The 25,672-nt window shown below is 54.6% G+C and carries 23 protein-coding genes and 2 tRNA genes; 8 read left to right on the plus strand and 17 right to left on the minus strand.

Annotated features, from left to right (window positions below; translation table 11 throughout):
* Positions 1 to 13 precede the first annotated feature (13 nt).
* From queF to xni, 3 genes are all read left to right on the plus strand, one after another.
* The gene (gene queF / locus BL249_RS08700; RefSeq protein WP_099707295.1) at positions 14 to 859 is read left to right on the plus strand and encodes an NADPH-dependent 7-cyano-7-deazaguanine reductase QueF; all 846 of its coding nucleotides are present in this window, start codon (positions 14 to 16) and stop codon (positions 857 to 859) included.
* A 176-nt stretch (positions 860 to 1,035) separates the two neighbouring features.
* Entirely contained in the window at positions 1,036 to 2,400 is a 1,365-nt protein-coding gene (gene ppnN, locus BL249_RS08705) for a nucleotide 5'-monophosphate nucleosidase PpnN (protein WP_099707294.1), read from the plus strand.
* Between the two features lie 35 nt (positions 2,401 to 2,435).
* On the plus strand, positions 2,436 to 3,197 hold the full coding sequence (xni, locus tag BL249_RS08710) for a flap endonuclease Xni (RefSeq protein WP_099707293.1): 762 nt from the start codon (positions 2,436 to 2,438) through the stop codon (positions 3,195 to 3,197).
* On the opposite strand, the gene rlmM is transcribed toward xni, so the two are convergent.
* From rlmM to BL249_RS08730, 4 genes are all read right to left on the minus strand, one after another.
* Positions 3,194 to 4,294 (minus strand): 23S rRNA (cytidine(2498)-2'-O)-methyltransferase RlmM, encoded by a 1,101-nt coding sequence (rlmM, locus tag BL249_RS08715; RefSeq protein WP_099707292.1) that lies wholly within the window; start codon positions 4,292 to 4,294, stop codon positions 3,194 to 3,196. The genes xni and rlmM overlap by 4 nt on opposite strands.
* The gene (locus BL249_RS08720) at positions 4,291 to 4,683 is read right to left on the minus strand and encodes a DUF423 domain-containing protein (RefSeq protein WP_099707291.1); all 393 of its coding nucleotides are present in this window, start codon (positions 4,681 to 4,683) and stop codon (positions 4,291 to 4,293) included. The genes rlmM and BL249_RS08720 overlap by 4 nt, the downstream gene beginning before the upstream one ends.
* A 52-nt stretch (positions 4,684 to 4,735) precedes the next feature.
* On the minus strand, positions 4,736 to 5,653 hold the full coding sequence (locus BL249_RS08725; RefSeq protein WP_099707290.1) for a transcriptional regulator GcvA: 918 nt from the start codon (positions 5,651 to 5,653) through the stop codon (positions 4,736 to 4,738).
* A gap of 338 nt (positions 5,654 to 5,991) precedes the next feature.
* Positions 5,992 to 6,216 carry a YgdI/YgdR family lipoprotein gene (locus BL249_RS08730; protein ID WP_099707289.1) on the minus strand — a complete coding sequence of 75 codons (225 nt, stop codon included), beginning with the start codon at positions 6,214 to 6,216 and terminating at the stop codon, positions 5,992 to 5,994.
* Between the two features lie 219 nt (positions 6,217 to 6,435).
* On the opposite strand from BL249_RS08730, the gene csdA reads away from it, so the two are divergent.
* Positions 6,436 to 7,644 (plus strand): cysteine desulfurase CsdA, encoded by a 1,209-nt coding sequence (gene csdA, locus BL249_RS08735; protein WP_099707288.1) that lies wholly within the window; start codon positions 6,436 to 6,438, stop codon positions 7,642 to 7,644.
* Entirely contained in the window at positions 7,644 to 8,087 is a 444-nt protein-coding gene (gene csdE, locus BL249_RS08740) for a cysteine desulfurase sulfur acceptor subunit CsdE (protein WP_099707287.1), read from the plus strand. Before csdA ends, csdE begins: the two co-directional genes overlap by 1 nt.
* Here the strand turns inward: csdE and tcdA are convergent, their stop codons facing one another.
* Together tcdA and mltA are read right to left on the minus strand one after the other, a co-directional pair.
* On the minus strand, positions 8,088 to 8,903 hold the full coding sequence (tcdA, locus tag BL249_RS08745) for a tRNA cyclic N6-threonylcarbamoyladenosine(37) synthase TcdA (protein WP_099707325.1): 816 nt from the start codon (positions 8,901 to 8,903) through the stop codon (positions 8,088 to 8,090). It abuts the gene before it with no gap.
* Positions 8,904 to 8,963: 60 nt separating this feature from the next.
* Positions 8,964 to 10,088 carry a murein transglycosylase A gene (gene mltA / locus BL249_RS08750; RefSeq protein ID WP_099707286.1) on the minus strand — a complete coding sequence of 375 codons (1,125 nt, stop codon included), beginning with the start codon at positions 10,086 to 10,088 and terminating at the stop codon, positions 8,964 to 8,966.
* A 194-nt stretch (positions 10,089 to 10,282) separates the two neighbouring features.
* Here mltA and BL249_RS08755 point away from each other — a divergent pair.
* Together BL249_RS08755 and BL249_RS08760 are read left to right on the plus strand one after the other, a co-directional pair.
* A tRNA-Met gene (locus tag BL249_RS08755) sits at positions 10,283 to 10,359 on the plus strand.
* Positions 10,360 to 10,432: 73 nt separating this feature from the next.
* A tRNA-Met gene (locus BL249_RS08760) sits at positions 10,433 to 10,509 on the plus strand.
* Between the two features lie 84 nt (positions 10,510 to 10,593).
* On the opposite strand, the gene amiC is transcribed toward BL249_RS08760, so the two are convergent.
* Entirely contained in the window at positions 10,594 to 11,838 is a 1,245-nt protein-coding gene (gene amiC, locus BL249_RS08765) for an N-acetylmuramoyl-L-alanine amidase AmiC (protein ID WP_099707285.1), read from the minus strand.
* A 226-nt stretch (positions 11,839 to 12,064) separates the two neighbouring features.
* Here amiC and argA point away from each other — a divergent pair, with 226 nt between their 5' ends.
* Positions 12,065 to 13,396, plus strand: a complete 1,332-nt coding sequence (argA, locus tag BL249_RS08770; RefSeq protein WP_099707284.1) for an amino-acid N-acetyltransferase — start codon at positions 12,065 to 12,067, stop codon at positions 13,394 to 13,396.
* A gap of 37 nt (positions 13,397 to 13,433) precedes the next feature.
* Here the strand turns inward: argA and recD are convergent, their stop codons facing one another.
* The 10 genes from recD to BL249_RS08815 all read right to left on the minus strand — a co-directional run bounded on the left by recD (position 13,434) and on the right by BL249_RS08815 (position 25,594).
* A complete protein-coding gene (recD, locus tag BL249_RS08775) occupies positions 13,434 to 15,263 on the minus strand; it encodes an exodeoxyribonuclease V subunit alpha (RefSeq protein ID WP_241898869.1) in 1,830 nt (609 codons plus the stop codon).
* Positions 15,260 to 18,796 carry an exodeoxyribonuclease V subunit beta gene (gene recB / locus BL249_RS08780; protein WP_099707323.1) on the minus strand — a complete coding sequence of 1,179 codons (3,537 nt, stop codon included), beginning with the start codon at positions 18,794 to 18,796 and terminating at the stop codon, positions 15,260 to 15,262. The genes recD and recB overlap by 4 nt, the downstream gene beginning before the upstream one ends.
* Positions 18,789 to 18,953 (minus strand): hypothetical protein, encoded by a 165-nt coding sequence (locus BL249_RS18965; RefSeq protein ID WP_158233112.1) that lies wholly within the window; start codon positions 18,951 to 18,953, stop codon positions 18,789 to 18,791. The genes recB and BL249_RS18965 overlap by 8 nt, the downstream gene beginning before the upstream one ends.
* Before the next feature lie 9 nt (positions 18,954 to 18,962).
* Positions 18,963 to 22,373 carry an exodeoxyribonuclease V subunit gamma gene (gene recC, locus BL249_RS08785; RefSeq protein ID WP_099707283.1) on the minus strand — a complete coding sequence of 1,137 codons (3,411 nt, stop codon included), beginning with the start codon at positions 22,371 to 22,373 and terminating at the stop codon, positions 18,963 to 18,965.
* 18 nt (positions 22,374 to 22,391) lie between these two features.
* Entirely contained in the window at positions 22,392 to 23,333 is a 942-nt protein-coding gene (locus BL249_RS08790) for an SPFH domain-containing protein (RefSeq protein ID WP_099707282.1), read from the minus strand.
* Positions 23,333 to 23,806 carry an NfeD family protein gene (locus tag BL249_RS08795; RefSeq protein ID WP_099707281.1) on the minus strand — a complete coding sequence of 158 codons (474 nt, stop codon included), beginning with the start codon at positions 23,804 to 23,806 and terminating at the stop codon, positions 23,333 to 23,335. Before BL249_RS08795 ends, BL249_RS08790 begins: the two co-directional genes overlap by 1 nt.
* Positions 23,807 to 23,888: 82 nt before the next feature.
* Positions 23,889 to 24,197, minus strand: coding sequence for a prepilin-type N-terminal cleavage/methylation domain-containing protein (locus tag BL249_RS08800; RefSeq protein ID WP_099707280.1), 309 nt, complete (start codon positions 24,195 to 24,197; stop codon positions 23,889 to 23,891).
* Positions 24,194 to 24,598 (minus strand): DUF2509 family protein, encoded by a 405-nt coding sequence (locus tag BL249_RS08805; protein WP_099707279.1) that lies wholly within the window; start codon positions 24,596 to 24,598, stop codon positions 24,194 to 24,196. Before BL249_RS08805 ends, BL249_RS08800 begins: the two co-directional genes overlap by 4 nt.
* Positions 24,576 to 25,133 (minus strand): prepilin peptidase-dependent protein, encoded by a 558-nt coding sequence (locus BL249_RS08810; RefSeq protein ID WP_099707278.1) that lies wholly within the window; start codon positions 25,131 to 25,133, stop codon positions 24,576 to 24,578. The genes BL249_RS08805 and BL249_RS08810 overlap by 23 nt, the downstream gene beginning before the upstream one ends.
* Positions 25,133 to 25,594 (minus strand): prepilin-type N-terminal cleavage/methylation domain-containing protein, encoded by a 462-nt coding sequence (locus BL249_RS08815; RefSeq protein ID WP_143354814.1) that lies wholly within the window; start codon positions 25,592 to 25,594, stop codon positions 25,133 to 25,135. The genes BL249_RS08810 and BL249_RS08815 overlap by 1 nt, the downstream gene beginning before the upstream one ends.
* Between the last annotated feature and the right edge of the window lie 78 nt (positions 25,595 to 25,672).

Below are 25,672 nucleotides of genomic sequence, written 5' to 3' on the forward strand. Positions count from 1 at the left end.
TCCGGATAACACTATGGCTTCTTATCAACAGCACCAGGCACTGGAAAACCTGACGTTAGGTAAACCTACGGCCTATCAGGATCATTATGATCCGACTTTACTCCAGGCGGTGCCGCGCGCCATGAAACGCGATCCGCTGGGGATACAGGCGCTTTCATTACCCTTTCACGGTGCTGACATCTGGACACTGTATGAATTGTCCTGGCTTAACGCACGCGGTCTGCCGCAAGTCGCCATCGGTGAAGTCACCCTGGATGCTGGCAGCGTAAACCTGATTGAATCAAAGAGCTTTAAACTGTACCTCAATAGCTTTAACCAGACGAAATTTGACAGCCGTGAAGCGGTAATCGCTACCCTTAAACGCGATCTCAGCGCCTGCGCGCAGGGCGATATCAGCGTTATGCTGGCCAGCATGCAGGAAATGGCAGGTCAGCCGCTCGGCCATTTTAGCGGCATCTACATTGATGAACAGGCTATCACCATTGATAATTATCAGTTTAATGCTGGCTATCTGGAAAACGCGACGGCAGCCGATATTGTCGAAGAACAGCTGGTCAGCCATTTACTGAAATCCAATTGCCTGATTACCCACCAGCCGGACTGGGGATCGGTACAGATAAGCTACCGTGGTCCACGCATCAATCGCGAAGCGTTGTTACGCTATCTGGTATCATTTCGCCAGCACAATGAGTTTCACGAGCAGTGCGTGGAGCGCATTTTTAACGATATACAACGCTTCTGTCGTCCGGATAAGCTTAGCGTTTACGCCCGTTACACCCGGCGTGGGGGTCTGGATATCAATCCCTGGCGCAGTAACGGTGATTTCCGGCCTTCTCATTCACGACTGGCGCGTCAGTAAACAATACGGGATATCCGGTGCTTTTCCACCGGTCGTTCGGTTGTGAACGCCTCGCTGCTAGCGTTAGTCTGAGGGGTAATAGCCTTCGCTATATTATCAGGGATTTTCGTCCCGCCAGCGGTTTGTAAACCCGTCGACGGGGAATTGTTCACCCTTACGGGTGCAAAGGAGTCATTTTGATTACACAAATTAGCCCACTTGGCTCAATGGATCTGCTTTCACAGCTTGAAGTTGATATGCTAAAACGCACCGCCAGCAGCGATCTTTATCAGCTATTTCGCAACTGCTCCCTCGCGGTACTGAACTCCGGCAGTCAGACCGATAACAGCCACGAACTGCTTTCGCGTTTTCAGGATTTTGACATTAACGTGATGCGCCGTGAGCGCGGTGTCAAACTTGAACTGATTAATCCTCCGGAAGACGCTTTTGTCGATGGCCGCTTAATTCGCTCACTGCAGGCTAACCTGTTTGCAGTACTGCGCGACATTCTGTTCGTAAATGGGCAGCTCGAAAATGCCAGTCGCTTGCGACATCCGCAGAGCGAAAATTCAGTCCATATCACCAATCAGGTATTTTCCATTCTTCGCAATGCGCGCGCCCTGCATGTCGGAGAAGAACCCAACACCGTGGTGTGCTGGGGCGGTCACTCAATCAATGCCACAGAGTATCAGTATTGTCGCAGCGTCGGTGCCCAGTTAGGTTTACGCGAGCTAAATATCTGTACCGGTTGTGGCCCCGGCGTCATGGAAGCCCCTATGAAGGGTGCCGCAGTGGGCCATGCCCAGCAACGTTATAAAGATGCCCGTTTTATTGGTCTGACCGAGCCGTCAATTATCGCCGCCGAGCCGCCCAACCCGCTGGTAAATGAACTGATCATCATGCCAGACATTGAAAAAAGGCTGGAGGCGTTTGTCCGCATTGCTCACGGCATTATCATCTTCCCCGGCGGCGTCGGTACCGCTGAAGAACTGCTTTATTTGCTGGGTATTCTGCTGGATCCGCAAAATAATAATCAGGTACTCCCGCTGATTCTGACCGGCCCGCAAGAAAGCGCAGACTATTTTAAAGTACTGGATGACTTTATTGTCAGCACCCTCGGCGAAAAAGCCCGACGTCACTACCAGATAATTATTAACGATCCGGCTGAAGTGGCCAGACTGATGAAAAAGGCGATGCCGAAGGTAAAAGAGCACCGGCGTGAAACCGGCGATGCCTACAGCTTCAACTGGGCGCTACACATTGAGCAGGATCTGCAGCTCCCCTTTCATCCGGATCATGACAATATGGCAGCACTGAATCTTTATCCTAATCAGCCGGCTGAAAAACTGGCGGCGACGCTGCGTAAAGCGTTTTCCGGTATTGTCGCCGGCAACGTTAAAGAGTTTGCGATTAAATCAATCGAACGCAATGGTCCCTACAAGCTTCACGGCGACACTGAGTTGATGCATCGCATGGACGATCTGCTGCAGGGATTTGTTGCTCAGCATCGCATGAAATTACCGGGAACGACTTATATTCCCTGTTATGAAATTATCCGTTAAGGACAGTGAGCGGCCGCAGGTCGCTCTTTTTTTCTATGACACACCATTTACTGATTGTTGACGCTCTCAACCTGATTCGCCGGTTGCACGCGGTACAGGGAAGCCCCTGTCGGGATGCCTGTCTCAGCGCACTCCATCAGCTGATTCATCACAGTCAGCCCAGCCATGCGGTGGCCGTTTTTGATGATGAGCAACGCCATCAAAGCTGGCGTCACCGGTTATTACCCGCTTATAAAGCAGGCCGACGCGCCATGCCTGATGATTTGCAGCAGGAAATGCCTGCACTACGCCAGGCGTTTGAACAGGCGGGTGTGGCCTGCTGGGTGTCGCCAGGCAACGAGGCGGATGACCTGGCCGCCACGCTGGCAACGCGCGTTGCCGCCAGCGGCCATCGGGCAACCATCGTTTCTACCGATAAAGGCTATTGCCAGCTGCTGGCTCCGCAGATACAGATTCGCGACTATTTCCAGAAGCGCTGGCTTGACCTGCCGTTTGTCAGACAACATTTTGGCGTCATGCCACAGCAACTTACCGATTACTGGGCACTGGCTGGAATGAGTAGCAGCAAAATTGCCGGCGTCGCCGGCATCGTTGCGCGCACTGCCGCCAGCTTATTAAATCAGTATGGCAGCCTGGAAACGCTCTATGAGGCACTGCCACAGCTTGAGGAAAAATGGCAACGCAAACTGCAGGGCACGCAACAACAGGCTCAGCTCTGCCGTCAGGTGGCGACGCTACAAAGCGACCTTGTTCTTTCTGGTAACCTGAAAAGCTTACGCCTGGCGCGGAACCACTAGCGCTCGTCGCGTCGTCCACCGACGGCACTCCAGATACGCCGCACGTGTACCGTCACCTCTTCACGATCGTGATAAAGATGGCGTGCCTGAATCTGTGCGTTAATCCCGTTTTCAGCTAACAGCGTGCCAAGCATAGCCAGATTCTGTGAAACCTCTTCATAACGTTTCTTCATCGGAAGCTTCAGATTAAAAATGGCCTCACGGCACCAGCCGTTCACCAGCCATTCCCCCATCAGACGGGCAACCCGTACCGGTTTTTCCACCATATCGCATACCAGCCAGTAAATATTATTGCGGGTTGGCCGGTATTTAAAACCATCTTCACGGTGATGCATCACCTGCCCGCTGTCCATCAGTGCAGGGGCCATGGAGCCATTATCAACCGCATGTACCATCATGCTGCGCTTAACCAGCTGATAGGTCCAGCCACCGGGGCAGGCCCCCAGATCCACCGCATACATTCCTCCAGCCAGTCGTTCTTCCCATTCATCGGCCGGAATAAAAACGTGGAAAGCTTCTTCCAGCTTTAAGGTTGAGCGGCTGGGCGCATCGGCAGGAAAGCGCAAACGCGGGATGCCCATAAAGAAAGGAGAATTGTTATTGCTTAGCGAATAACCAACGTAGCAGTGGCCGGCGGCAATAAAAAATACATGCACCACCGGCTGGCGAGCATCTTCATGATTGAGCAGTAGACCCGCCTGGCGTAATCCGGCGCGCAGCGGCACGGTGAACTTTCGACAAAACTTTAACAGCTCTTTGCTTTCGTTAGTGTCCGCCACTTCAACCCGCAGCTCCCCGCCTTTGTTTACCACAGACTGCAACGCAGCAACCAGCGGCGATACCCGATCGGCCGGCGGTAAATGACTGATAAGTTCGCCCACGGCAATCATTTGCCGGGCAAAGATCAGTGAACTGAAAGGCAGTTCACGTAGCAGCCGGTCACCGTCATCCGGCTGATAGCCTTCAAACAGAATGTAGCCAGCCTGCTCTTTGACTCGCGGAAAGCCAAAAATGCCGAGCGCCGCTGCTTTATCAGCGATCTCCGCCGCACACTCTTTTTCAAATCCCTGACGACAATAGAGCAGCACTTTATTCACGAGCGCCCTCCCCGCTTTTTCAGACGCAGCGCACCAACCAGCATCAGTGCCCAGCCAATCAGGAAGCAGGTGCCACCAAACGGGGTGATGTAAACCCAGAAACGCAAATGCGACAGAGTCAGGCAATAAAGGCTGCCACTGAATAAAACGATCCCCAGCGCCAGAAAAGCACTGCTCCAGTAAAAACAGATATTGGCCCGACGCAGCATAGCCGCAGCCAGCCCCATAATGGCCAGCGTATGAATGGCCTGATATTCCAGCCCGGTTTTCAGCCAGCCCATCTCGGCCGCGCTCAGGCTATTTCTAAGCACATGGGCGCCGAATGCCCCTATCGCGACAAAAACAAAACCGCTGATAGCAGCAAAAATCAGCATTGCACGGCTACTCATCCCAGGTTCCTCTGATTGTTAACGCACCAGCCGCTGGCACGCAGTAAGACAATTAATGGTCATAACGGAAACGAAATTTTTCTTGTTCGCTGGCGGCCTTCGCCAGAATCCACTGACGAAAGGCGGCTATTTTACCCAGTTCTGCCTGACTGTCATGACAAACCAGATAAAACGCATTTTTACTGACTAACACATCGTTAAACGGACAGACCAGGCGGCCAGCCTCAATTTCGGTTTGCGCCATCACGTTATTGGCCAGTGCAATTCCCTGACCATGAATCGCTGCCTGTAATACCATGGCACTGTGGCTGAAAATCGGGCCCTGCTGGACGTTAATATGCGTCAGTCCCAGCTGGCGCACATATGACTGCCAGTCACGCCGGGAGGCGTCATGCAATAACGTATGATGATTCAAATCACCGGGCGCTTTCAATGCCGGTTCGCTGGTCAGCAGCTGTGGCGAACAAACCGGCAGCAGATACTCCGCATAGAGTTTTTCCACCCGCAGACCGGGCCAGTTGCCGCGGCCATAAAAAATAGCCACGTCAACATCGTCCGCCAGTTTCTCTTCGTCACGGTCCACCGCCTGAATCCGCACATCAATACCCGGATAAGCTGAATTAAAGCTGGAAAGACGCGGCACCAGCCACTGAATAGCAAAACTTGGCAACAGGCTGACGGTCAGCGCCCCTTTAGCGCTACGCGCCTGCAGCTTGCGGGTTGCATCATTAAGCGCGGAAAAAATTTCTTTAATATCGAGGTAATAACTTTGCCCCTCTTCCGTCAGCAGCAAAGAGCGATTACGGCGACGGAACAATTTCAGACCGAGAAAATCTTCAAGTGATTTTATTTGATGACTGACGGCTGCCTGGGTCACAAACAGCTCTTCGGCAGCTTTGGTGAAGCTCAGATGCCTGGCCGCTGCATCAAAAACCCGCAGGGCATTCAGTGGCGGTAAACGTTTTGACATGATTCCAGGCTATCCGCAATGACATAAACAGTCACGACTCTATCGAAAGAGTTACGTATTAGATTTTTTTATCCGAGACATTATAAATTGTCCGTTGAGGAACTACCAGCAAATCCCTATAGTTGCCGCACTTCCCGAGCCGGAACGAAAAGCAGGTTAAGATTTTGCGAGGAATCGTAGCGTGTTAGCAGGCTTTTGGCTTGTGGTCGTGATGTTGTGTTTGCAATTTGATCTGACCTTTTTTCAGATCGTACTTAATTCCTGTAGATTTACCCTGTCTGTCCAAAATTTTAATAGCACCGCAAATGCGGTGCTTTTTTTTGCACTACCCCAGCGGGTTACTGATCCAGCTCAACCATCTCTTTTACGTCTGAACGGTTGATTTGCTGTTTAACCCCGTTGGCGTCTTTATACTTGATCAATCCGGTTTCATCATCCACGGTTGGCTTACCGTTGGCAACGATAGTGCGTCCGTCATTTGTGTGCATCACATAGTTGCTTGAACAGGCAGCAAGCGTAAAAACCATGGCCGTGGTGGCCAGCAAAGCCGCTAATTTTTTCATTTTCTCATCTCCTTGCAGATAGTAATGCAATAAACTTCCACGCTTGCCACTCGTCTAATCATCAGAAAAATCACCTGGCAAAGTGGCAGTTACATGCGGGTAATAGTTTAAACCTTGCATGTTCTAGCATAACTCGCTTTGCTGGCTTTGCCAGCTAACCAGGTTAAAATCAGCCTGGTCCTAAAAATGTTACCACCGCCAACCAACCAAAGAGGCGCCATGCAAACGTTTCACCCTGCAGATTTTCGTCAGCAGTTCCCTGCCCTGCAGGATGCAGGGGTCTATCTTGATAGCGCTGCGACAACCTTAAAACCCCGGTGTCTGATTGATGCCAGCGCCCGCTTTTATTCCCTCAGCGCCGGGACGGTTCATCGCAGCCATTACGCAGCGGCCCAGGCTCTTACTGCCCGTTACGAACGGGCAAGAGAACAGGTGGCCCGCTGGATTAACGCCGCGCATTCTCACCAGATTATCTGGACGCGCGGCACCACCGAAGCCATCAATCTGGTGGCACAGAGCTGGTTGCGACCACGATTAAAAGCAGGTGATGAAATCGTGGTGTCGGAAGCGGAACACCACGCAAATCTGGTGCCCTGGCTCATGCTGGCACAGAGTCAGGGTGCGCGCCTGGTGAAATTACCGCTGGGTAGCGACCGGCTGCCTGACCTGACACAGCTGCCACAGCGACTTAACAGCAAAACACGCCTGCTGGCATTAGGGCAGATGTCCAATGTTACCGGCGGGTGTCCGGCGCTGGCGCAGGCAATTGACCTGGCGCATCAGGTCGGTGCCCGCGTGATGATTGATGGGGCCCAGGGCATTGTCCATCACCTCACCGACGTTCAGGCACTGGATATCGATTTCTATGCGTTTTCCGGCCACAAATTCTATGGACCAATGGGCACCGGGGTGCTGTATGGCAAACCGGAACTGCTGGACGCGATGTCTCCCTGGCATGGCGGTGGCAAAATGCTCACGCAGGTGGATTTTGATGGCTTCACCCCCCAACCCGTTCCATGGCGTTTTGAAGCGGGTACGCCGAACGTTGCCGGCGTGATTGGCCTGAGCGTCATATTTGACTGGCTGGCAGAAATTGATATGGTGGCGGCTGAACGCTGGAGCTGCCAGCTGGCGGACAGCGCTGAACAGCAGCTGGCCTCACTGCCCGGCTTTCGCAGCTTTCGTAGCGGCAATACCAGCCTGCTGTCGTTTGAACTCGCCGGACTGCACCACCAGGATGTCGTCACGTTGCTGGCAGAAAACAGCATTGCGCTGCGTGCCGGACAGCACTGTGCTCAACCGCTGATGCAGGCGCTTGGCGTTAGCGGGACCCTGCGGGCATCGTTTGCACCTTATAATAACCAGCAGGACGTCACAGCACTGGTCGACGCTTTGCGTCTGGCAGTCAGACTGCTGGGAGAGGCCTGATGAATAAAATCCTACTGGCACCACATCCATTTGGTACACAGATCACCGCCGGAGCACTGCAAGATCAGTTCAGCGCTTTTCAGCACTGGGAAGATCGTTACCGTCAGCTGATTTTACTCGGTAAGCAGCTGCCGGCGCTGGATGAGGCACTGAAACAGCCCGCTATTGAACTTGCGGGCTGTGAGAACCGCGTCTGGCTGGGCTGGCAGCAAACTGATAATGGCACACTGCATTTTTACGGCGACAGTGAAGGACGTATCGTGCGTGGACTGCTGGCGGTGCTGCTGACCGCTATTGAAGGCCAGCAGCCAGACACCCTGCGCCGCAGCGATCCGCTGGCACTGTTTGCCCGGCTGGGATTAAGTCAGCAACTGAGCGCGTCGCGCAGTGCAGGACTGAACGCACTGGCGGATGCCGTCAGGCGTGCAGCCGACCCGCGCTGATCACGCCGGCGGCACCTGCATCCTGCCGGCTTTCGCCTGTAACTTTTTCAGCAAATGCGACACCGCAACAAAAGCAAACGTTGCGGTAACCATCACCGCCGCGCCGAAGCCGGATTCACAATCCATTTTCTTTACGCCCTCCGCCGTAGCCCGGGAAGCACACACGCTGCCGTCTGCCTGCGGATACCGCAGGGCTTCGCTGGAAAAAACACAATCTATCCCCAGCCGGCCCTTACTGTTTTTTCTGACGCCGTAGTGCTGTTTCAGCCTTTCACGCAGTTTCGCGGCCAGCGGGTCCTGTATCGTTTTTGCCAGATCGGCCACCTGAATCTGAGTCGGGTCGATTTGACCTCCGGCTGCACCAACAGTAATTAACGGGATTTTATTCCGTCGGCACCAGGCAATCAGCGCGGCTTTCGGCCGCACGCTATCAATGGCATCAATCACATAATCAAAGCCACCAGCCATCATGGCGGCGGTGTTGTCGGGCGTAATGAAATCGTCGATGCCGGTCACCCGGCACTCTGGGTTAATTGCCAGCAGACGTTCAGCCATAACGGCAACTTTCGATTTACCAATATTCTCTTTCAGCGCATGAATCTGGCGATTGGTATTCGTCATGCACACGTCATCCAGGTCGATCAGCGTAATGGCACCAATGCCGGTACGAGCCAGCGCTTCAGCAGCCCAGCTGCCGACGCCGCCAATTCCCACCACGCAGATATGCGCCCCGGCAAACAGCCTGAGCGCCGGCTGACCGTACAATCGGGCGATCCCGCCAAAGCGTTGCAGCCAGGCGTCGGAAAGCAAAATCATGACTACCTCGAAAAACAAAAGGATATAAGGCGCAGCACGAAGCCACGCCATTGTTAGCGCTTAACCCCGGCCGTTAGCCACCGTGAGGTTCTGGGTGAATAAACCAGAACCTGGCGCCGCACGCAGCAGCCAAACCCGTCCATAATGATTATACCAACCGGCAAGATGGGCCGCCTGCTGGCCGATGCCCTGATAAATATCAAAATGCTGGCCTTTAATCGCACCGCCAACGTCCAGTGAAACCATCACGCGCATTTCATATTTGCCGCTGAATTTTCCCTTGTCGTCGAGCAAAGGAATCTCAGCCAGCAGCGCGGTACCCGGCGGGATCAGCGCCCGATCTGCCGCCACCGATGCTTTCGCCACCAGCGGCACCGCACTGGCACCGCGTACCGGCGTAAAGGGTTCCGGCTTGAAAAAAACAAAAGACGCATTTTGTTCCAGCAGTTCACGAACTTCCGCCTCAGAATGGCGCTCGCCCCAGTCACGGATCGCCTGCATCGACATATCTTCGCGTTTGACTTCTCCACGATCGATCAACACCTTGCCAATACTGCGATAACTATGACCATTTTTACCGCCATAGCCAAAGAAGGTCAGCGGTCTGCCATCACCATAATCGACATAACCGCTCCCCTGCACGTCCATAATAAAATTATCCATCAATGAGTTGCTGTAAGCGACGACATACTTGTCGCTCAGCGCACCGCGGTAAATTTCTGCCCGGCTTGGCAGCCGACGGTTATGTTTTGCTGGCATGCGGTAAAGCGGATACTGAAACTCGCCCTGACGCGTATAGCGCGCTTGTATCACCGGGGTGTAGTAGCCGGTGAACTGGACGTTACCATAATTATCCATCCCCTCCATCTGGAAGGCGTTGAGACCATACTGACTTAGCTGACGGGTATCACCACCGGCCATCAGCCAGCTTTTAATCGCGCTATAAGTGGCCTGCTGACGGTTATACATGGAAGGAGAAGCATACTGAATCTCAACCAGCTGATCGGAAAAGTCTCTTGCATTAACCGGACTACCTTTTGCATTCGGCTGATTCACCAGAGCAAAAGGCTGGTCGAGTTTACCATCAATATATTGCTGGCCGCGATCGGTTGGCCTGGAAGAGCAGGCCGCCAGCAATATGGCAAGTATCACTATCAGATAATATTTAATGGCCAATCCTTTCATTTACCGCCGCCACCCCATGCTGATTTTCAACGAAAGATAACAAAGGCATCGACAGAAAGAAATGTGGCAGAGACAGAAAGCCACAGAGTGACCAACGACAAGTGCATAATTGTTCAACAAAGCGACAGTCAGCGATTTCCGGCAAAAAAAGGGTTGCATACAATTCATGGCAGCGTATAGTGCGCATCCACGGACGCGGGGTGGAGCAGCCTGGTAGCTCGTCGGGCTCATAACCCGAAGGTCGTCGGTTCAAATCCGGCCCCCGCAACCAATCAATCGCGATGCACAAACACTTCGCACACCCGGCGCCATGCGCAAACGGGTCACAACAGGCAGTAGACGGACGCGGGGTGGAGCAGCCTGGTAGCTCGTCGGGCTCATAACCCGAAGGTCGTCGGTTCAAATCCGGCCCCCGCAACCACATTACATAACACCCTTTCGGGTTTTTTTTTATGCCTGCTGTATGCCGGTTATCCGGCGTGGTTCTGCTGCAGAGCTGGCAACGTTAGCGATGACTGGCGAGCACCGCTCCGCTAGCGAAATAGGCCTTGATGCCGGCGAGAATCGCGCGCGCTACCTGGCGCTGATAGCGTAAAGTCCGCAATTTCCGCTCTTCTTCAACATTACTGATAAACGCCGTTTCTACCAGAATTGACGGAATATCCGGTGCCTTCAGCACGGCAAATCCGGCCTGATCAATGGTGCGTTTATGTAAATGATTAATCCTGCCCATGCGCGACAACACTTCCTTGCCAAATTTCAGACTGTCGCTGATGGTCTGGCGTTGCACCATATCAAACATGGCATGATCAAGGTAACGATCGCCACTCTTACTGACACCGCCAATTAAATCCGATTCGTTTTGCGTATGCGCCAGAAACCGCGCCGCCGCGCTGGTTGCACCGTGGGTAGAGAGCGCAAACACCGATGATCCGCGGGCCGCCCGGCTGGTAAAAGCATCGGCATGAATGGAAACAAACAGATCGGCCCGCACCCGACGCGCTTTTGCCACCCGCACTTTTAACGGAATAAATACATCATCACTGCGCGTCATGTGCGCCCGCATGTTCGGTTCTTTATCGATCAGCGCCTTCAGAAAATGTGCCATTTTCAGCACAATATCTTTTTCCCGGGTTTTCATTTTACCGTGTGCGCCCGGATCTTCCCCGCCATGGCCTGGATCAATCATGATGACAATCGGCCGATCTTTCCCCGCTTTACCCGGCAACGGCGCTTCCGGCGGCTGATCCTGCTCCAGCCTGCCGTTATTGTAATCTTCCAGTAACGCCAGCAGCGGATCGTCCGGGATAGGTTTCACCGGATACAGATCCAGCACCAGACGATTTTTAATTCCGGCCACCGGTGCCAGCGTGAACAGATGCGGTGAGACGTTTTGCTTTAACTCCAGCACCAGTCGCACCGTACTGGTATCAAACTGACCGACACGGGCATTTTTGATATAGGGATCGTCACCGCGGACTAATTCACCGACCCCTTTCATCACCTGATTAAGCTGAATATTTTCAATATCTATTACCAGTCTGTCAGGGTTTGTCAGCGCAAACTGTTTATACTTAAGAGGCGTACTGGACTCAATCGTCACGCGTGAATAGGTAGTAGAAGGCCAGATACGTACTGCCACAACGTGGCTGCCAGCTGCCAGTCCGACCTTGCTGACGCTCAGCAACCAGACGGCACCGGCACCTTGTAACAAGCGACGGCGGCTCAGATTAAAATCAGAATGAGACATGCAGCTCCGCTTTGCTGTGTTGTATAAAATTAAGCCAATAAATGTTTTGGGGCAAAACTTTAACCAATCCATCCGTCGGTGTCACCCTAAAAAAAGCGATAAAATGCAACAGATTAGCACATTTACACAGGTTGACTGTCCTCCGGCGCCGGGATTCCGCTTGCACAGCAACAACAAAAGAATAAAAATACATTTTTTACGAATAAAAATGCACTCATGAGGGTTCATCGTGAAGGAACGTAGTACAGAGCTGGTCCATGGTTTCCGCCATACCGTCCCCTACGTCAATGCCCACCGGGGTAAAACCTTTGTCATTATGCTGGGTGGAGAAGCTATCGAGCATGAAAATTTTGCCAATATTGTCAATGACATAGGTTTAATTCACAGTCTGGGTATCCGTCTGGTGCTGGTGTATGGCGCCCGCCCGCAGATAGATGCAAACCTGGCCAGTCACGGCCTTGAACCGGTCTATCATAAACATATTCGGGTCACCGATGCCCAGTCGCTGGAACTGGTAAAACAGGCAGCCGGACGGCTACAGCTGGATATTACCGCCCGGCTATCAATGAGCCTGAGCAACTCGCCACTGCAGGGCGCACATATTGACGTGGTCAGCGGCAATTTTATTATTGCCCAGCCTCTTGGGGTGGATGATGGCGTCGATTACTGCCACAGCGGCCGCATCCGGCGTATTGACGAAGACGCGATTCACCGCCAGCTTGATGGCGGAGCCATCGTCCTGCTCGGGCCGGTCGCGGTATCGGTGACCGGCGAAAGCTTTAACCTGACCTCAGAAGAAGTGGCGACCCAGCTGGCGATAAAATTACGTGCTGAAAAAATGATTGGTTTCTGCGCCATCCAGGGGGTTAGCAATGCAGAAGGCAACATTGTTTCTGAGCTTTTTCCCAACGATGCGCAGACTTATCTGGACCAGCGTGAGAACAGTGGCGACTATTTATCCGGCACCGTACGCTTCCTGCGCGGGGCTATCAACGCCTGTCGCAGTGGGGTCCGGCGTTGCCATCTCATCAGTTACCAGGAAGACGGTGCGCTGGTGCAGGAGCTGTTTTCCCGTGATGGTATCGGCACACAGATTGTCATGGAAAGTGCTGAACGGATTCGGCGCGCGACCATTCACGATATTGGTGGCATTCTGGCGCTGATTCGTCCGCTTGAAGAACAGGGCATTCTGGTGCGCCGATCGCGTGAACAGCTGGAAATGGAGATTGATAAATTCACGATTATCGAACGCGATAACCTGACTATTGGCTGCGCCGCCCTTTACCCTTTTCCCGAAGAGAAAATTGGTGAAATGGCCTGCGTTGCCGTACACCCGGACTACCGCAGCTCGTCGCGCGGTGAGGCCCTGCTGGAGCGTATCGCGCTACAGGCACGACAACTGGGACTGCAAAAGCTGTTCGTCCTCACCACCCGCAGTATTCACTGGTTCCAGGAGCGAGGCTTCACGCCGGTTGATATTGAACAGCTACCGGAATCAAAGAAAAAGCTCTATAACTTCCAGCGTAAATCAAAAGTGCTGATGGCCGATCTCAATTAACCGCCGGCGGGCCGTGCCTTAGCCGACGGCCCGCCGCTCAGGTTAAGCGCGCAATCAGCCCGCTGCGCCGTTCAGTCGGCGAACGGATCGCCGCCTGTAAGACCTGGCTGTCGGCATACAGCGACAGACGCTGCCTGGCCCGGGTAATCGCAGTGTAAACCAGCTCACGGCTCAGAACCGGCAACACCTGGCCTGGTAACACCAGCGCAGTATGAGCAAATTCCGACCCCTGGGATTTATGCACCGTCATCGCCCAGGCGGTTTCATGAGGCGGCAGGCGGCCAGGCTGAACCGCTTTAACACTGCCATCCGGCAGCATAAAAAATACTTTCAGCTGCCCCTGTTCATCGGCCATGGCAATACCAACATCCCCATTATATAAACCCAGCGCGCTGTCGTTGCGGGCCACCATAACTGGCCGGCCGGCAAACCAGCGATTTCCTGCTGGCCGTTGAATTAATCCGGCACGCTGCAAAACCTGAGCAATACGCTCATTGAGTCCCTCAACACCAAACGGTCCTTCCCGCAGCGCACAGAGTATTTGATAATCACTGAACTGACGCAGCACGCTCTCCGGCGTCGCGCCGCTTTGCAACGCCGTCAGATAAGCGCGATAGCCGGTTATCGCATCATCCAGCATTCGCTGATAGTGCGGCTGAGTGGTCAGCGGCTGCAGACTGATATCCGCATAGCCATGATGCCAGACCGCTTCTGCCTGGTTGATATCCCCCCGATTCACTGCCAGAGCCAGTTGACCAATGCCTGAATGGCGATCAAAACGGTAACTTTCACTCAGCAAACAGAGGCTGTCACGTAATGCAACGGCGTCAGCAACATCCCTGCCATGCAGTTCACAACCGGTCAGGGCCTGTAGCTCACGGGCGCGCGGCGGGCTGTATCCCTGCACGGCACAGCTACAAATATCCCCCAACACCGCACCGGCTTCCACCGATGCCAGCTGGTCACGGTCACCCAGCAGGATCACTCGCGCCTCGCCGGGCAATGCAGCGATCAGATTCGCCATCATTGGCAGGTCCACCATCGAGGCTTCATCAACCACCAGCACATCCAGGTGCAGCGGATTCTCTGCATTATGATACATCCGCTGACTGTCAGGTCTGGCGCCCAGCAGACGATGCAGCGTAGTCGCCTCCTGAGGAAAACCTTGCTTTTGCCGCGCGCTGAGGTCCAGCGCGCTCAGGGCGTTACCCAACGATTCGGTCAGACGTGCCGCTGCTTTGCCGGTAGGGGCCGCCAGCTGAATACGTAACGGCGTCGGGGAAAGCTGAATCAGCGCCGCCAGCAGCTTTGCAACCGTGGTGGTCTTTCCGGTTCCAGGACCACCGGAAATAATCGCCACCCGACGCGTCAGTGCCACTGCCGCCGCAATCTTTTGTCCATTGTGCGGCTGCTGGCCAAAATGGTGATCAAGTACCTGGCGTATACGTTCAGCGGGGAATGCCAACGGTATCGGTCCGTCAGAGAGAAAGGCGGCTACCTGCCCCTCTGCGCGCCACAAGCGGTTGAGATAAAGCCGCTGCTGGCTGAGTACCAGCGGTGTCGCCAGCTGCCCCTCGCTGACCGCCTGACAATGTAACAGCATCAGCCAGTTTTCAGGCGCAGCGGCCGCCTGCCAGAGCGCCTGCGTAAGTTCAGGATCGCGACGGGTAAACAGATAGCCGGGGGTCATACGTGCCAGTGGCAGACAGACATGGCCGGCACCAGCTTCCGCGCTGACCCATGCGGCAGCCAGCATGAGCTGCGGATCCTCACCACCAATATAGCGCGCAAATTGCAGGTCCAGCGGGCGCAACATCCCCTGTTCACAAGCCTGTTGCAGTAACAAACTCATGGCGTGATGTTTCATAGCGTTTCCTCTTCGCTACCGGCAAAGCAGCGGTCCAGTTCGGCCAGCAGCCTGACATCCGGGCGGGTAGTAAAAATGCCATTACCACTACCATCCACTCCGCGCAGAAACAGGTAGATGACCCCGCCGAAGTGCGCTTCATAGTCATAATCTTTGATTCGCTGACGCAGGTAGCGATGAAGGGCCAGGCTATACAGCTGGTACTGTAAATCGTAACGATGACTGCACATCGCTTCTTCCATCGCCTCGCGGGTGTAAGCCGCCGCATCTTCCCCCAGCCAGTTAGATTTATAATCCAGCAGGTAATAGCGTCCCTGCCAGCAAAATACCAGATCGATAAATCCTTTCAGCATTCCCTGTACCTGATGAAAATGCAGCGGTGGCGTCTGCTGTGACAGGGGATCGAAACGTCGTATCAGCCTGTCCAGCGTTGCCGCATTCAGCAGGCGATTGATTGGCAGATAAAAAGCCATTTCTGCGCGTTTACTGGCCTTATCAAGCTGCTGCAGACGCAACCCATTATCCATCAGCGGAGCCTGTAATACGGTCTCCATCCACTGCTGTATCACCGGCAACCAGTGCGGCTGATATCCTGCTGTCTGTATGGCCTGCGCCAGCCAGTCAGCATCAACTGGCTGGGTGAAATCGAGCTGCTCAAACAGGCTATGCAGGAAAGTTCCCGGTGCCGCGCCGCGGGGAAAACTGTGGGGTGAGAGTACGGGTTGCGCCATTTCCCCCCCTTCGCCTGCGGCATCAATGTCGAGATGGGGCAACAAATCCAGCGCCGGCGTCTGACCATGCTGTTGTAAACCAGAATAACTGGTCACCCGCCAGCGATCGGACAGCACCCGGCTAAAATGCAGGCTGCTAAGCCGGCCGATCGGTTGGTTTGCCGGCTGCCAGCAAACGGGTTCATCCTGCGCCAACGTCGCTAAGGCGATCTCGTGGTGACAAAGTGCTTCCAGGGCACGACGCAACCCCGCCGCATCCAGTGCCTCACCGCGTTGCAACAGCCAGCCAAGCGCACCTTTATGCAGATCGCTTACCCCCTCTTTCTTACGCTGGCCTTTTATCAGCGCCGCCACGCCGATGCTGCAATGCCATTTTGCACGGGTCAGCGCCACATAAAGCAGACGTAAATCCTCTGCCAGCCTTTCCTGATCCGCCAGTGCCAGACTGGCGGCATCATCCTGCAGATCAAGCAGCGGTTCATAGCTCTGACGGTCGTGATAAAGCCCCTGTTCACTCTCTCTGAAGCCGGCGATAAATGGCAGCCAGACCAGCGGATACTCCAGTCCTTTTGATTTATGGACAGTAACGATTTGCACCAGATGGCGATCGCTCTCCAGCCTCATCTGCTGACTGGCCGCATTACTGTCTGGTTCCGCAACTGACTGCGCCAGCCAGCGCACCAGCGCGTGTTCACTGTCAAGTGAAGCCGAGGCTTCCTGTAATAATTCCCCCAGATGCATCACGTCTGTTAGCCGGCGTTCTCCGGCTTCAGATGCCAGCAGATTTTCAGCAATTGATCGGCGCATCATCCAGTCACGCAGCATCGGTAGCACGCCGCGGCTTAGCCAGCATTCACGGTATTCACTGAACTCATCCACCAGCGCATCCCACTGCTGTTCATTCTGCGCCAGCGCATCCAGCGTCGGTGCATCAAAACCAAACAGCGATGTTGCCAGCGCGCTGCGTAGCGTCCGTTCGTGCTCCGGCGCCAGCACTGCCTGCAGCAACCAGAGTATCTCCCTGGCTTCAGGCGTGGCAAATACGCTCTCCCGGTTCGAAAGATATACCGATGGAATAGCAAAATCCGCCAGCGCATCACGTATCAGTACGGCTTCATGACGGCTGCGCACCAGCACCGTAATGTCCGAAGCCTGCACCGGTCGCTGATTGCCGTCAGCCACCAGCAGCGCTTCGCCCTGTTGTCCGGCCTGCAGCCAGCGACAAATATCAGCGGCGCACAATCCGGCCATATAATCGAGGTAATCGCGACGACTTACCCCCTCACCGGGCTGTAACCAGAAACGCAGCGCCGGCTGCTCTTTGCCAGCCAGCATCAAGCGCAGTGCCTGATTGGCCGCTGCCGGCTGCACCGGAATAAAGGGGATCTGCTGAAATAAGAACGGCTGAGACACGCTGGCAAACAGCCGGTTTACACTGCTGACCATTGCCGGAGATGAGCGCCAGTTTGTTTCAAGGGTATAGTGTGCTTTCACTTCAGCACGTGCTTTCATATAGGTGAAAATATCGGCACCACGAAAGGCATAAATCGCCTGCTTTGGATCGCCAATCAACAATAAGGCATTGTCCTGTCTGCCAGCGTACAACCGGTGGAAAATACGATACTGCTGAGGATCGGTATCCTGAAACTCGTCAATCAGAGCCACCGGAAAGCGCTGGCGAATTGCCTGAGCCAGACTGTCTCCTGACTCACTACACAGCGCATCATCCAGCCGGCTTAACAGATCGTCAAAACCTAGCTGTGCACGCTGCCGCTTCTCCTGACGAATAGTTTGTCGCACCTCTTTCAGCGCCAGCGCAATCAGCAAATCGCGCAACGAGCGAGGCTGCGCAAGAAAATCATCTATTGCAGTAAACAACCCATGACGCGGTACGTCACCTTTTTTGGTCTTCTCTTCCAGCACGCGCTGGCTAAAGCGCTCCAGCTCTTTGACTACCTCATAATTTTCAGTGGTCGTTGCGGCCCACAAGTCAATTTTTTTCAGCCATTCCGGCAGATAGCGGTTACTGTAACTGCGTTTATCCACCCCGGAGGCACCTATCAGCGCCGCCACGTTTGCCCCCTGTGCCCGCCATAATGCTTTCATTGCATCAATACGCGCAATAATCCTGGCATGACGGCCACTAAGGGTTTCTGCCGCATCCGGCGCGGTTTTAAAGCGCGGAGCTTCCCCTCCCAGCCAGGGTGAGAGAGTGGCAAGCAGCTGATCGGGTCCGCGCCAGATTTCGGCTACTGCCCGGGCAACCGGCAGGGGAAGTGAATAACAGTGGCGCCGCCAGAAATCGGCGGTGGCCTGCCGGCGCAGCAGCTGTTCATCTTCAAGCAGCGTTTGTTCAAATGGCATACCGGATTCAAACGCATTCAGGTTCAGCATGCGCTGACAAAAACCGTGAATGGTAAAAATTGCCGCTTCGTCCATCTGACGCTCAGCCGCCAGCAGCCAGTCGGCCGCTGCCTCAGGAGACGGCAGCGCCGCAAGCAGCGTTGCCAGTACCGGATTGTCACTGTGGCCACGTACACAGGCCAGCCGCAGCTGATGAATATTCTCACGAATACGTCCCCGCAGCTCGGCGGTCGCCGCCTCGGTAAAGGTCACCACCAGAATTTCATCTACCGCCAGCGGACGGGAATAGGCAGCCTCGCCGCCCAAACCTAACAGCAGCCGCAGATAAAGAACGCCGATGGTAAAGGTTTTTCCGGTACCGGCAGAGGCCTCAATAAGTCGCTCTGCATGTAACGGCAGCCGAAAGGGATCCAGCCGTTGTGGCTTAGATTCAATCATGATCATGACCTTTGCTTACAAGTGGCTGCTGCAGATAACTGACTATTTGTGTCAAACCTGGCCGGCCTTGTGGTGCAATCACCCGCTGGTGGAAATCATCAGTAAACTGACGCGGCGTCAGTAGTAAAGGATCCAGCCACCGGCGATACCTGCGCATGACGTCTCCTTAAGCTTCGCCTGGCCGACCGGCAGAGCTTGCGCTTCCCGGTGGGTCAATACGCGCTTCCAATAACGGTAACAACCAGATTTCGGCCTGTCGCACCATCTCAGTAAAATGGGCTTCATCAAGCGTGCGCATCAGTCGTTGCAGATAAACGTCACTGCCTTCACCCGGCGTCTGAAACCCACCCTGCCAGCTTTGCATAAATTTACCACGCGCCCGTTCCAGGCTGACTTCAGCACGATTCAACGTTGCGGTCTGGCTATCGAACAGCGCTTCCAGCCAGACGCCCGCTGAGCGCGCCAACAGCAGGGGCTGCTGCATGCCGGACAAATAACCGCTCATATAATGCGCTAACAGCTGATGTGCGCGCGCGGCCGCAACCGGGGCAAAATACCACTGGCTATCATTGCGTCCCAGCATACGGCTTACGCCGTCACCGCCACTGGCACACCACGCCAGATGTTCCAGCCAGAGCTGTAACCCGTCGCTGATATTCAGCACCCCTGGGCGCCAGCGTAACAGACCATCGGGCTGAATCTGGCTCAGCCAGCCATTCAGCTGGATCTGCCCGAACGTCAGGATAATTTCCTGTTGTGAAACCGGTTGCAGCTGGTTTGTTATCCGTTCCGCCAGCGGCTGCATTTCTTCGAGCTGTTGCTGCCAGATCAATTCACCAAAGGCCCCGTATGGCAGCTGACCCGCCGCCCGGTAACGCGACAGCAACTGACTGGCATCCCCTTCTCTGACCAGGGTATTCAGCAACGCGGTATTAAGCTGGTAACGGCTCAAACTGTCGAGAGTAAAAGGTTCGGCATCAGGCAAGCGAGTTTCTTCCAGAAAAAAACTGACGCCCAACCGCTGATTAAAAAACGCCCGCACCGGATGGCGCCAGAAACGCAGGAAATTTTCCAGTACCACGCTGTCAGGCGTGAACGCAGACAGCGGCTGGATAAAGGGCGGATGGGCGGCTCCGCTGCCGGTTGCTGCGGGAAGCCACTCGCTGGCATAGCTGCGCCAGCGACTATCTGGCAGGAAATTTTGCAGAGCAAAAGGCGTTCGTCCGTGCAAATATTGCAGATGTTGTTTAACCCTGCGAGCGCTGACATCCGGCTCCAGCTCGCTATCGCCTGCCAGCACAAAACTTTGCGCAATATACTCCATCAGTTCACTAAGCAACACTGACGGCAGGCGCTCACTGTTATCCTGAATCGCCCGACCGATATAGCTGATATAAAGCCGCTGACGTGCTGAAAACAACGCTTCAAGAAACAAGTAGCGGTCGTCATCACGACGGCTACGATCGCCTCGCCGGCTCTGCTGGCTCATCAGGTCAAAGCCCAGCGCCGGCAAATTACGCGGATAAACACCGTCGTTCATGCCTAATAAACAGACCACCCTGAACGGAATGGAACGCATCGGCATCAGAGTACAAAAGTTGATTGGCCCGGCCAGAAAACGCTGGCTGATACGTTCGTTATCCAGCCGGTTGGTAATATCATCACGCAGCAGCGTTATGGTTATCTCCGTGGAAAAACCAGCCTGCAGGCCACAAGTCACCACCTGCTGCCATTGTGCTTCAATCAGCGTCAGCGCCGCTTCACTGTCGCTCTCCGCCACAAAGAAATCGGCCAGCAGCGCATGACATAACGGCAGCCAGTCGCTCAGTGAACGTGCCTCTTTCAGCCGCGCGCGCCACAGGCTGAGCGTCTCCAGTAAACAGGCCAGATTTCCCGCCAGTTCCGCCACCAGTCCACTGGATTCATCATAAGGCAATACCCCCTGCCACTGGCCGGTTTCACTCTCCATGGCATAACCTAACAACATACGCATCAGGCCTGACTGCCAGGTATGATGCCCCCCTGGCGGCAGCTGCAAATCGGCAACGCTGCTATCATCAAGTCCCCAGCGGATCCCCGACTCTTCCACCCACAAACGTAAACGCCGCCGATCCGCTTCCTCAATAGAAAAGCGTGCCGCCAGCGCCGGAACCTCCAGTAAGGCCAGAATTTCTTCGCTGCAAAAGCGGCTGTCTGCCAGGCTCAGTAGCGTCAGAAACGCCGGAATAATGGGATGGGCATGCCGCGCACGCCGGTCGGAGATAGCAAAAGGCAGATAGCGCGTGCCAGGGGCATTGCCAAACACAGCCTGAATAAAGGGTGCATAGCTATCGATGTCGGCCACCATGACGATAATGTCCCGCGGCGTAAGCGACGGGTCGCTGTCCAGCAGCTGCAGCAGATAATCCTGTAGTACCTCAACTTCCCGCTGCGGACTGTGACAAACATGCAGCGAAAAGGAGTTGTCATCTGGCTGTAAAATGCGTTTGTTTGCACTGTTCTTCAGCGAGTCAGCATCCATACCAATCACGGCTTTATCTTCCAGTTCCAGCAGGTCGTGGTGCAAATGGCTCAGTAAGTCTGTGGCGTCAATATCAACGAAAGCGGAGACCTCGTTGGCGTCCAGAGCGGCCAGCAGATACAGATTATCCCGACCATGTTTTCCCCAGGACGCCAGCAACGGATTACTCAGGTTTTGTTCACCGGCCTCATTAAACAACGTGGCGGCTGATTGCGGATGGCGGAACTGCGGTAGCGGCTGCTGAGTCAGGTAGTGACGGCGATGTCGCTGCTGCAGGCGCGACAAAAAAGCATAATCCTGAATGTCGCCCCAGTAATGGCGGCAAGGGTGGGTAAACATCAGGTGAACATCGATGTGATTGCCCAGCGCCTGCAGCGCCTGCAGATAAACCGGCGGCAGTGCAGAAATACCGCAGATAAATACCCTGTCGGGCAATCCCGCTGGCCGTGGAGCATCGGCGGCCAGCCGCTGGATAAAGCGCTGATACAAATTAGCCCGGTGCCAGCCTGACTGTCCCAGTTCGGCGGTATAAGCTACCAGCCGGCGCCACAGGCAAGCCTGCCACGACTGGTTCTGATCCGTCAGTGTGCTTACCTGCTGCCCTTTTTCCCAGAGGTTAAGCCAGTCCGGACGATAAACCAGATACTGGTCAAATAAATCAGCGACCCGTTGTGCCAGCTGAAACAGTTTGCGCTGGTCATTATCGTCTTGCAGGTAATGCTGTAACTGACTGAATGCCGGGTCTGTCAGCATTTCTGGCAAAATCGTCATCAGTTTCCAGCTCATGCCTGACTTGCTAAAAGCGCTCTCGGGGGGAATATCAGGCAGGACACGGGTAAACAGATCCCAGATAAAGGTCGCTGGCAGAGGAAAAGTCATGTTTGCCGCAATATCCAGCTCTTCCGCCAGCGACATCTGTAACCACTGAGCCATACCCGGACTTTGTACCAGCACAACTTCGTCCGCCAGCACATCCGCCAGCGGTCGGGCAGCCATGATTCTGGCAATCAGCGTTTTCAGCACATCAAGCTGATTAGAATGGTAAACGGTAAACATGCTTTTTCCCGGATTAACTTATTGATGCCGGGGCGGCTGCGCCGCCAGCTCTGAACCACTGCCCAGAGCAGCACCCGCGTTAACCAATCCGCCTATTGAGGCTGCCAGGTCGGCTGGCATAGCAATAATTTTGCTGTTATTGCTGGTGGATAACGCCGAAAGTGCATCAACATAGCGTGCAGCGAGCTGATAATTCAGTGCAGATTGTCCCCCTGCTATGCTGACGCTGTCAGCCAGCAGCTGGTTGGCTTGTCTGGTGCCTTCAGCCAGTGATATCGCTGCGGCGGCCTGACGGGTTGCAGCCTCCTGTTCAGCTTCCGCTTTCAGGATTGTTGACTGTTTCACCCCCTCTGCTTCGAGGATTGCCGCGCGTTTGTTACCGGCTGCGCGGGTTTCAATGGCTTTTCTTTCACGCTCGGCCGCAGCCTGCTGTTCCATGGCGACCTGCATTGAGGCGGAAGGATTAATGTCCTGAATCTCGATTGAGCGCATAATCAGCCCCCAGTCCGTCATTTGGTCAGCCATTGCCATCAGCAGTTCGCCTTTAATAACATCCCGTGAAGAGAGACTTTCATCCAGGTCCATTTTACCAATTGTCGCACGCAGTGAAGTCATACCGAGATTCACCGTAGCAATTTCAAAATTTTCTACGCCATAAGCCGCCTTCTGCGGATCGGCGATTTTTACAAAACAAATGGCGTTGACGCTGACAACGGCGTTATCACGGGTAATCACTTCCTGGGTCGGGATATCAAACATTTGATCTTTGGTGGACAGTTTATAGGCAACATTATCTATATAAGGAATGAGGATATTCAGTCCGGCATTTAATGTGACACGATACTTCCCGAGACGTTCGACGATCCACTGCTGCCCTTGTGGCACAATGCGCACGCATTTAAACAGCGTTACCAGCACCACAATTAATAAAATGACGATGGCAAATAATCCGGTTTGCATTACGCACCTCCAGTTTTTTGATGTATTGATTGTGTGCGTTCAACACGCACCAGATAAGGTTCAGGCTGTGCAACCACCACCACCCGCGTATCAGCCGGTAGCGGTTCATCGGAAATACAGCGCCATTCACTGGCACCCATAACCGGTTTTTGTAAAAGCAAAAGTCCCGGACGACTTGCAGAACACTCGCGCGCCAGGACGCCAATCTGTCCCGCTAGCGAATCCTCCTGTGCCACGGGGGAGAGGTATTTGCGGTTATATCGTGACCACAACCAGCCGCAAAGCAACATGGCAACGATCCAGAGCGTCAGCTGCCATTGCAGAGAGAAATGAGGCCAGATTAATGCGGTCAACGCAGGCACCAGCGCGGCTATCGCCATCCATAAACCAAAAAAGGTGGTTGTCGTTAGCTCCACCAGCAAAAATAATCCACCGACAATAATCCACGCCCACCAGACAATGTTTTCCCCCATTTCCCCCCCCACCTTCCGTTCGTTGTTGTCTGAAGTATATCGGTGGCAGGCGAGGCAGAGAAGCACGATATCTATTTACTGCTCAGGGTGTGACATGGGTACAAATCAGCTGCTTAAGGCGCATTTCTTTTTGCTGCCAGTGGGTTGTCGCCAGATAAAGCTGGCAGCCTTGCGCAACAGGTCGGCGTTGAAGTTCAATCCGGCCAGACTCAGCCAGCGGGCCTTGCAGCCGCTGACGCAATGCCTGCCACTGTTCCCGCTGCTGCCACTGCCAGCTAAATCCCTGGGTAATCATCAGCTGACTGCGCAGTAACAGGCAAAGCGTCATCGTCATCAGCAACAATGCCAGTAACACTTCTGGCAAGGTAAACCCACGCTGAAGCTGGCTCATGGCGTACAGTGATCGGCCAGCGGGCAGTAATCAATCCAGCCACGAGGCTGTGGCCGCAATTGCCCCTGCCGGACGTCGACCCAGCGCCAGAGACTGAGCGTTCCCGGGCCGCCATCCCCGCGCATGATGCCTTCATCTTTGCCGATCATCAGCAGACAGGCTCGCCAGCGATAGCGGCGAAAGGTCTGGCAATGCCAGTCAGGCCCGGTTTGCCATTGTCGTCTGATTCCCCATGCCAGCGCTGAACTGGCATCGGCCTGCTGATGAATAAAGCGGTGTTCTGTGGCAACGCTGAACCAACCGGCGCTAAGCTGTTGCAGATTGCTTTGCATCACCATTACCGTTGCCAGCAGCAGTAACATGACCATACTGAGTGCACTACTGCCCTGTTGTTGCCACATCACGGTTCTCCCGGGTTATCCCTCTGATAATCTCAACCTTCAGCGCCGGCCAGCGCAGCGACTGCATAACAAGTCTGAACCACAATCGTTCACCGGATAAGCGCAGCGTAAATACAGTGATACGCACATGCTGCGGATCATTCATTTTTTCCCAACCGCGGCCATCGCAGTCTGCGACCCCACGCTGCGTTTCCAGATTGCCGTCGCGCAGGCGATAGCCATAATAGTCACTGCTGGCGGATGGAGGTGGTTGCCAGCGGCCGCGACTGTTCTCATCCCAGCGGACCAGCAGACAATGTGCCGGGCCAATACGTAATCCGGCCCCGCGGCATTCCCCATGGCAATAACCTGCCCGACGAATGGCTTTTTCCAGCGAAAATGCCAGATGATAGGCATCATCGTGCAGCTGTGCCCGCACCGCCTGTTGCAGGTTAGCGGCCGTCAGCGCAGACATAATGCGGCCAGCAATCGGCAATATGAGCGCCAGCAGCGCCATCACTATCAGCATTTCAGACAGGGTATAGCCCCGTTGCATTATCCGCTGCACCTGCCATCGTTTAGCGGACAAATCCGGATACGCCCGCGCGATGCCACCACAACACGCAGGGCACCGGCGGCATTGTGCAGGGTGAAACTTCCCGGACGGGCAACATCACGCCGCCCATAAAAACCGACGCCGGCAGAAACCGCCTGCAGATGGACGTCCCGCCACGGGGCGCATAATCGCAGCTCGCTGGAAAAATCATGGCGGCGGACGCTTTGCAGGCACCAGCCGGCACCGGCTTGCACGTGGATAATCGCATCAGCATTGTACCAGCCCGCGGCATCACGTAACTGCAGCAAAAAATGACGCAACTGGCTGGCGCTATCCTGCAAATGCCACTGCTGTTGCCAGCGTTGCCATCCTTGCATCCCGCCGCTTGCCAGTACGCTGGTTATCAGCACCACAATCATCATTTCCGGCAGAGAGAATCCGCCGCTGGTGAATTTTTTCATGGCACGATAATGGCAGCCCGGCAGCAGAAGCCCAGCAGGAAAGTTGGTTTTTATGAGGATGGCCGCAGGGAGAGTGGC

The sequence above is a fragment of the Erwinia sp. OLFS4 genome (assembly GCF_002752165.1).
Lineage (GTDB): Bacteria > Pseudomonadota > Gammaproteobacteria > Enterobacterales > Enterobacteriaceae > Izhakiella.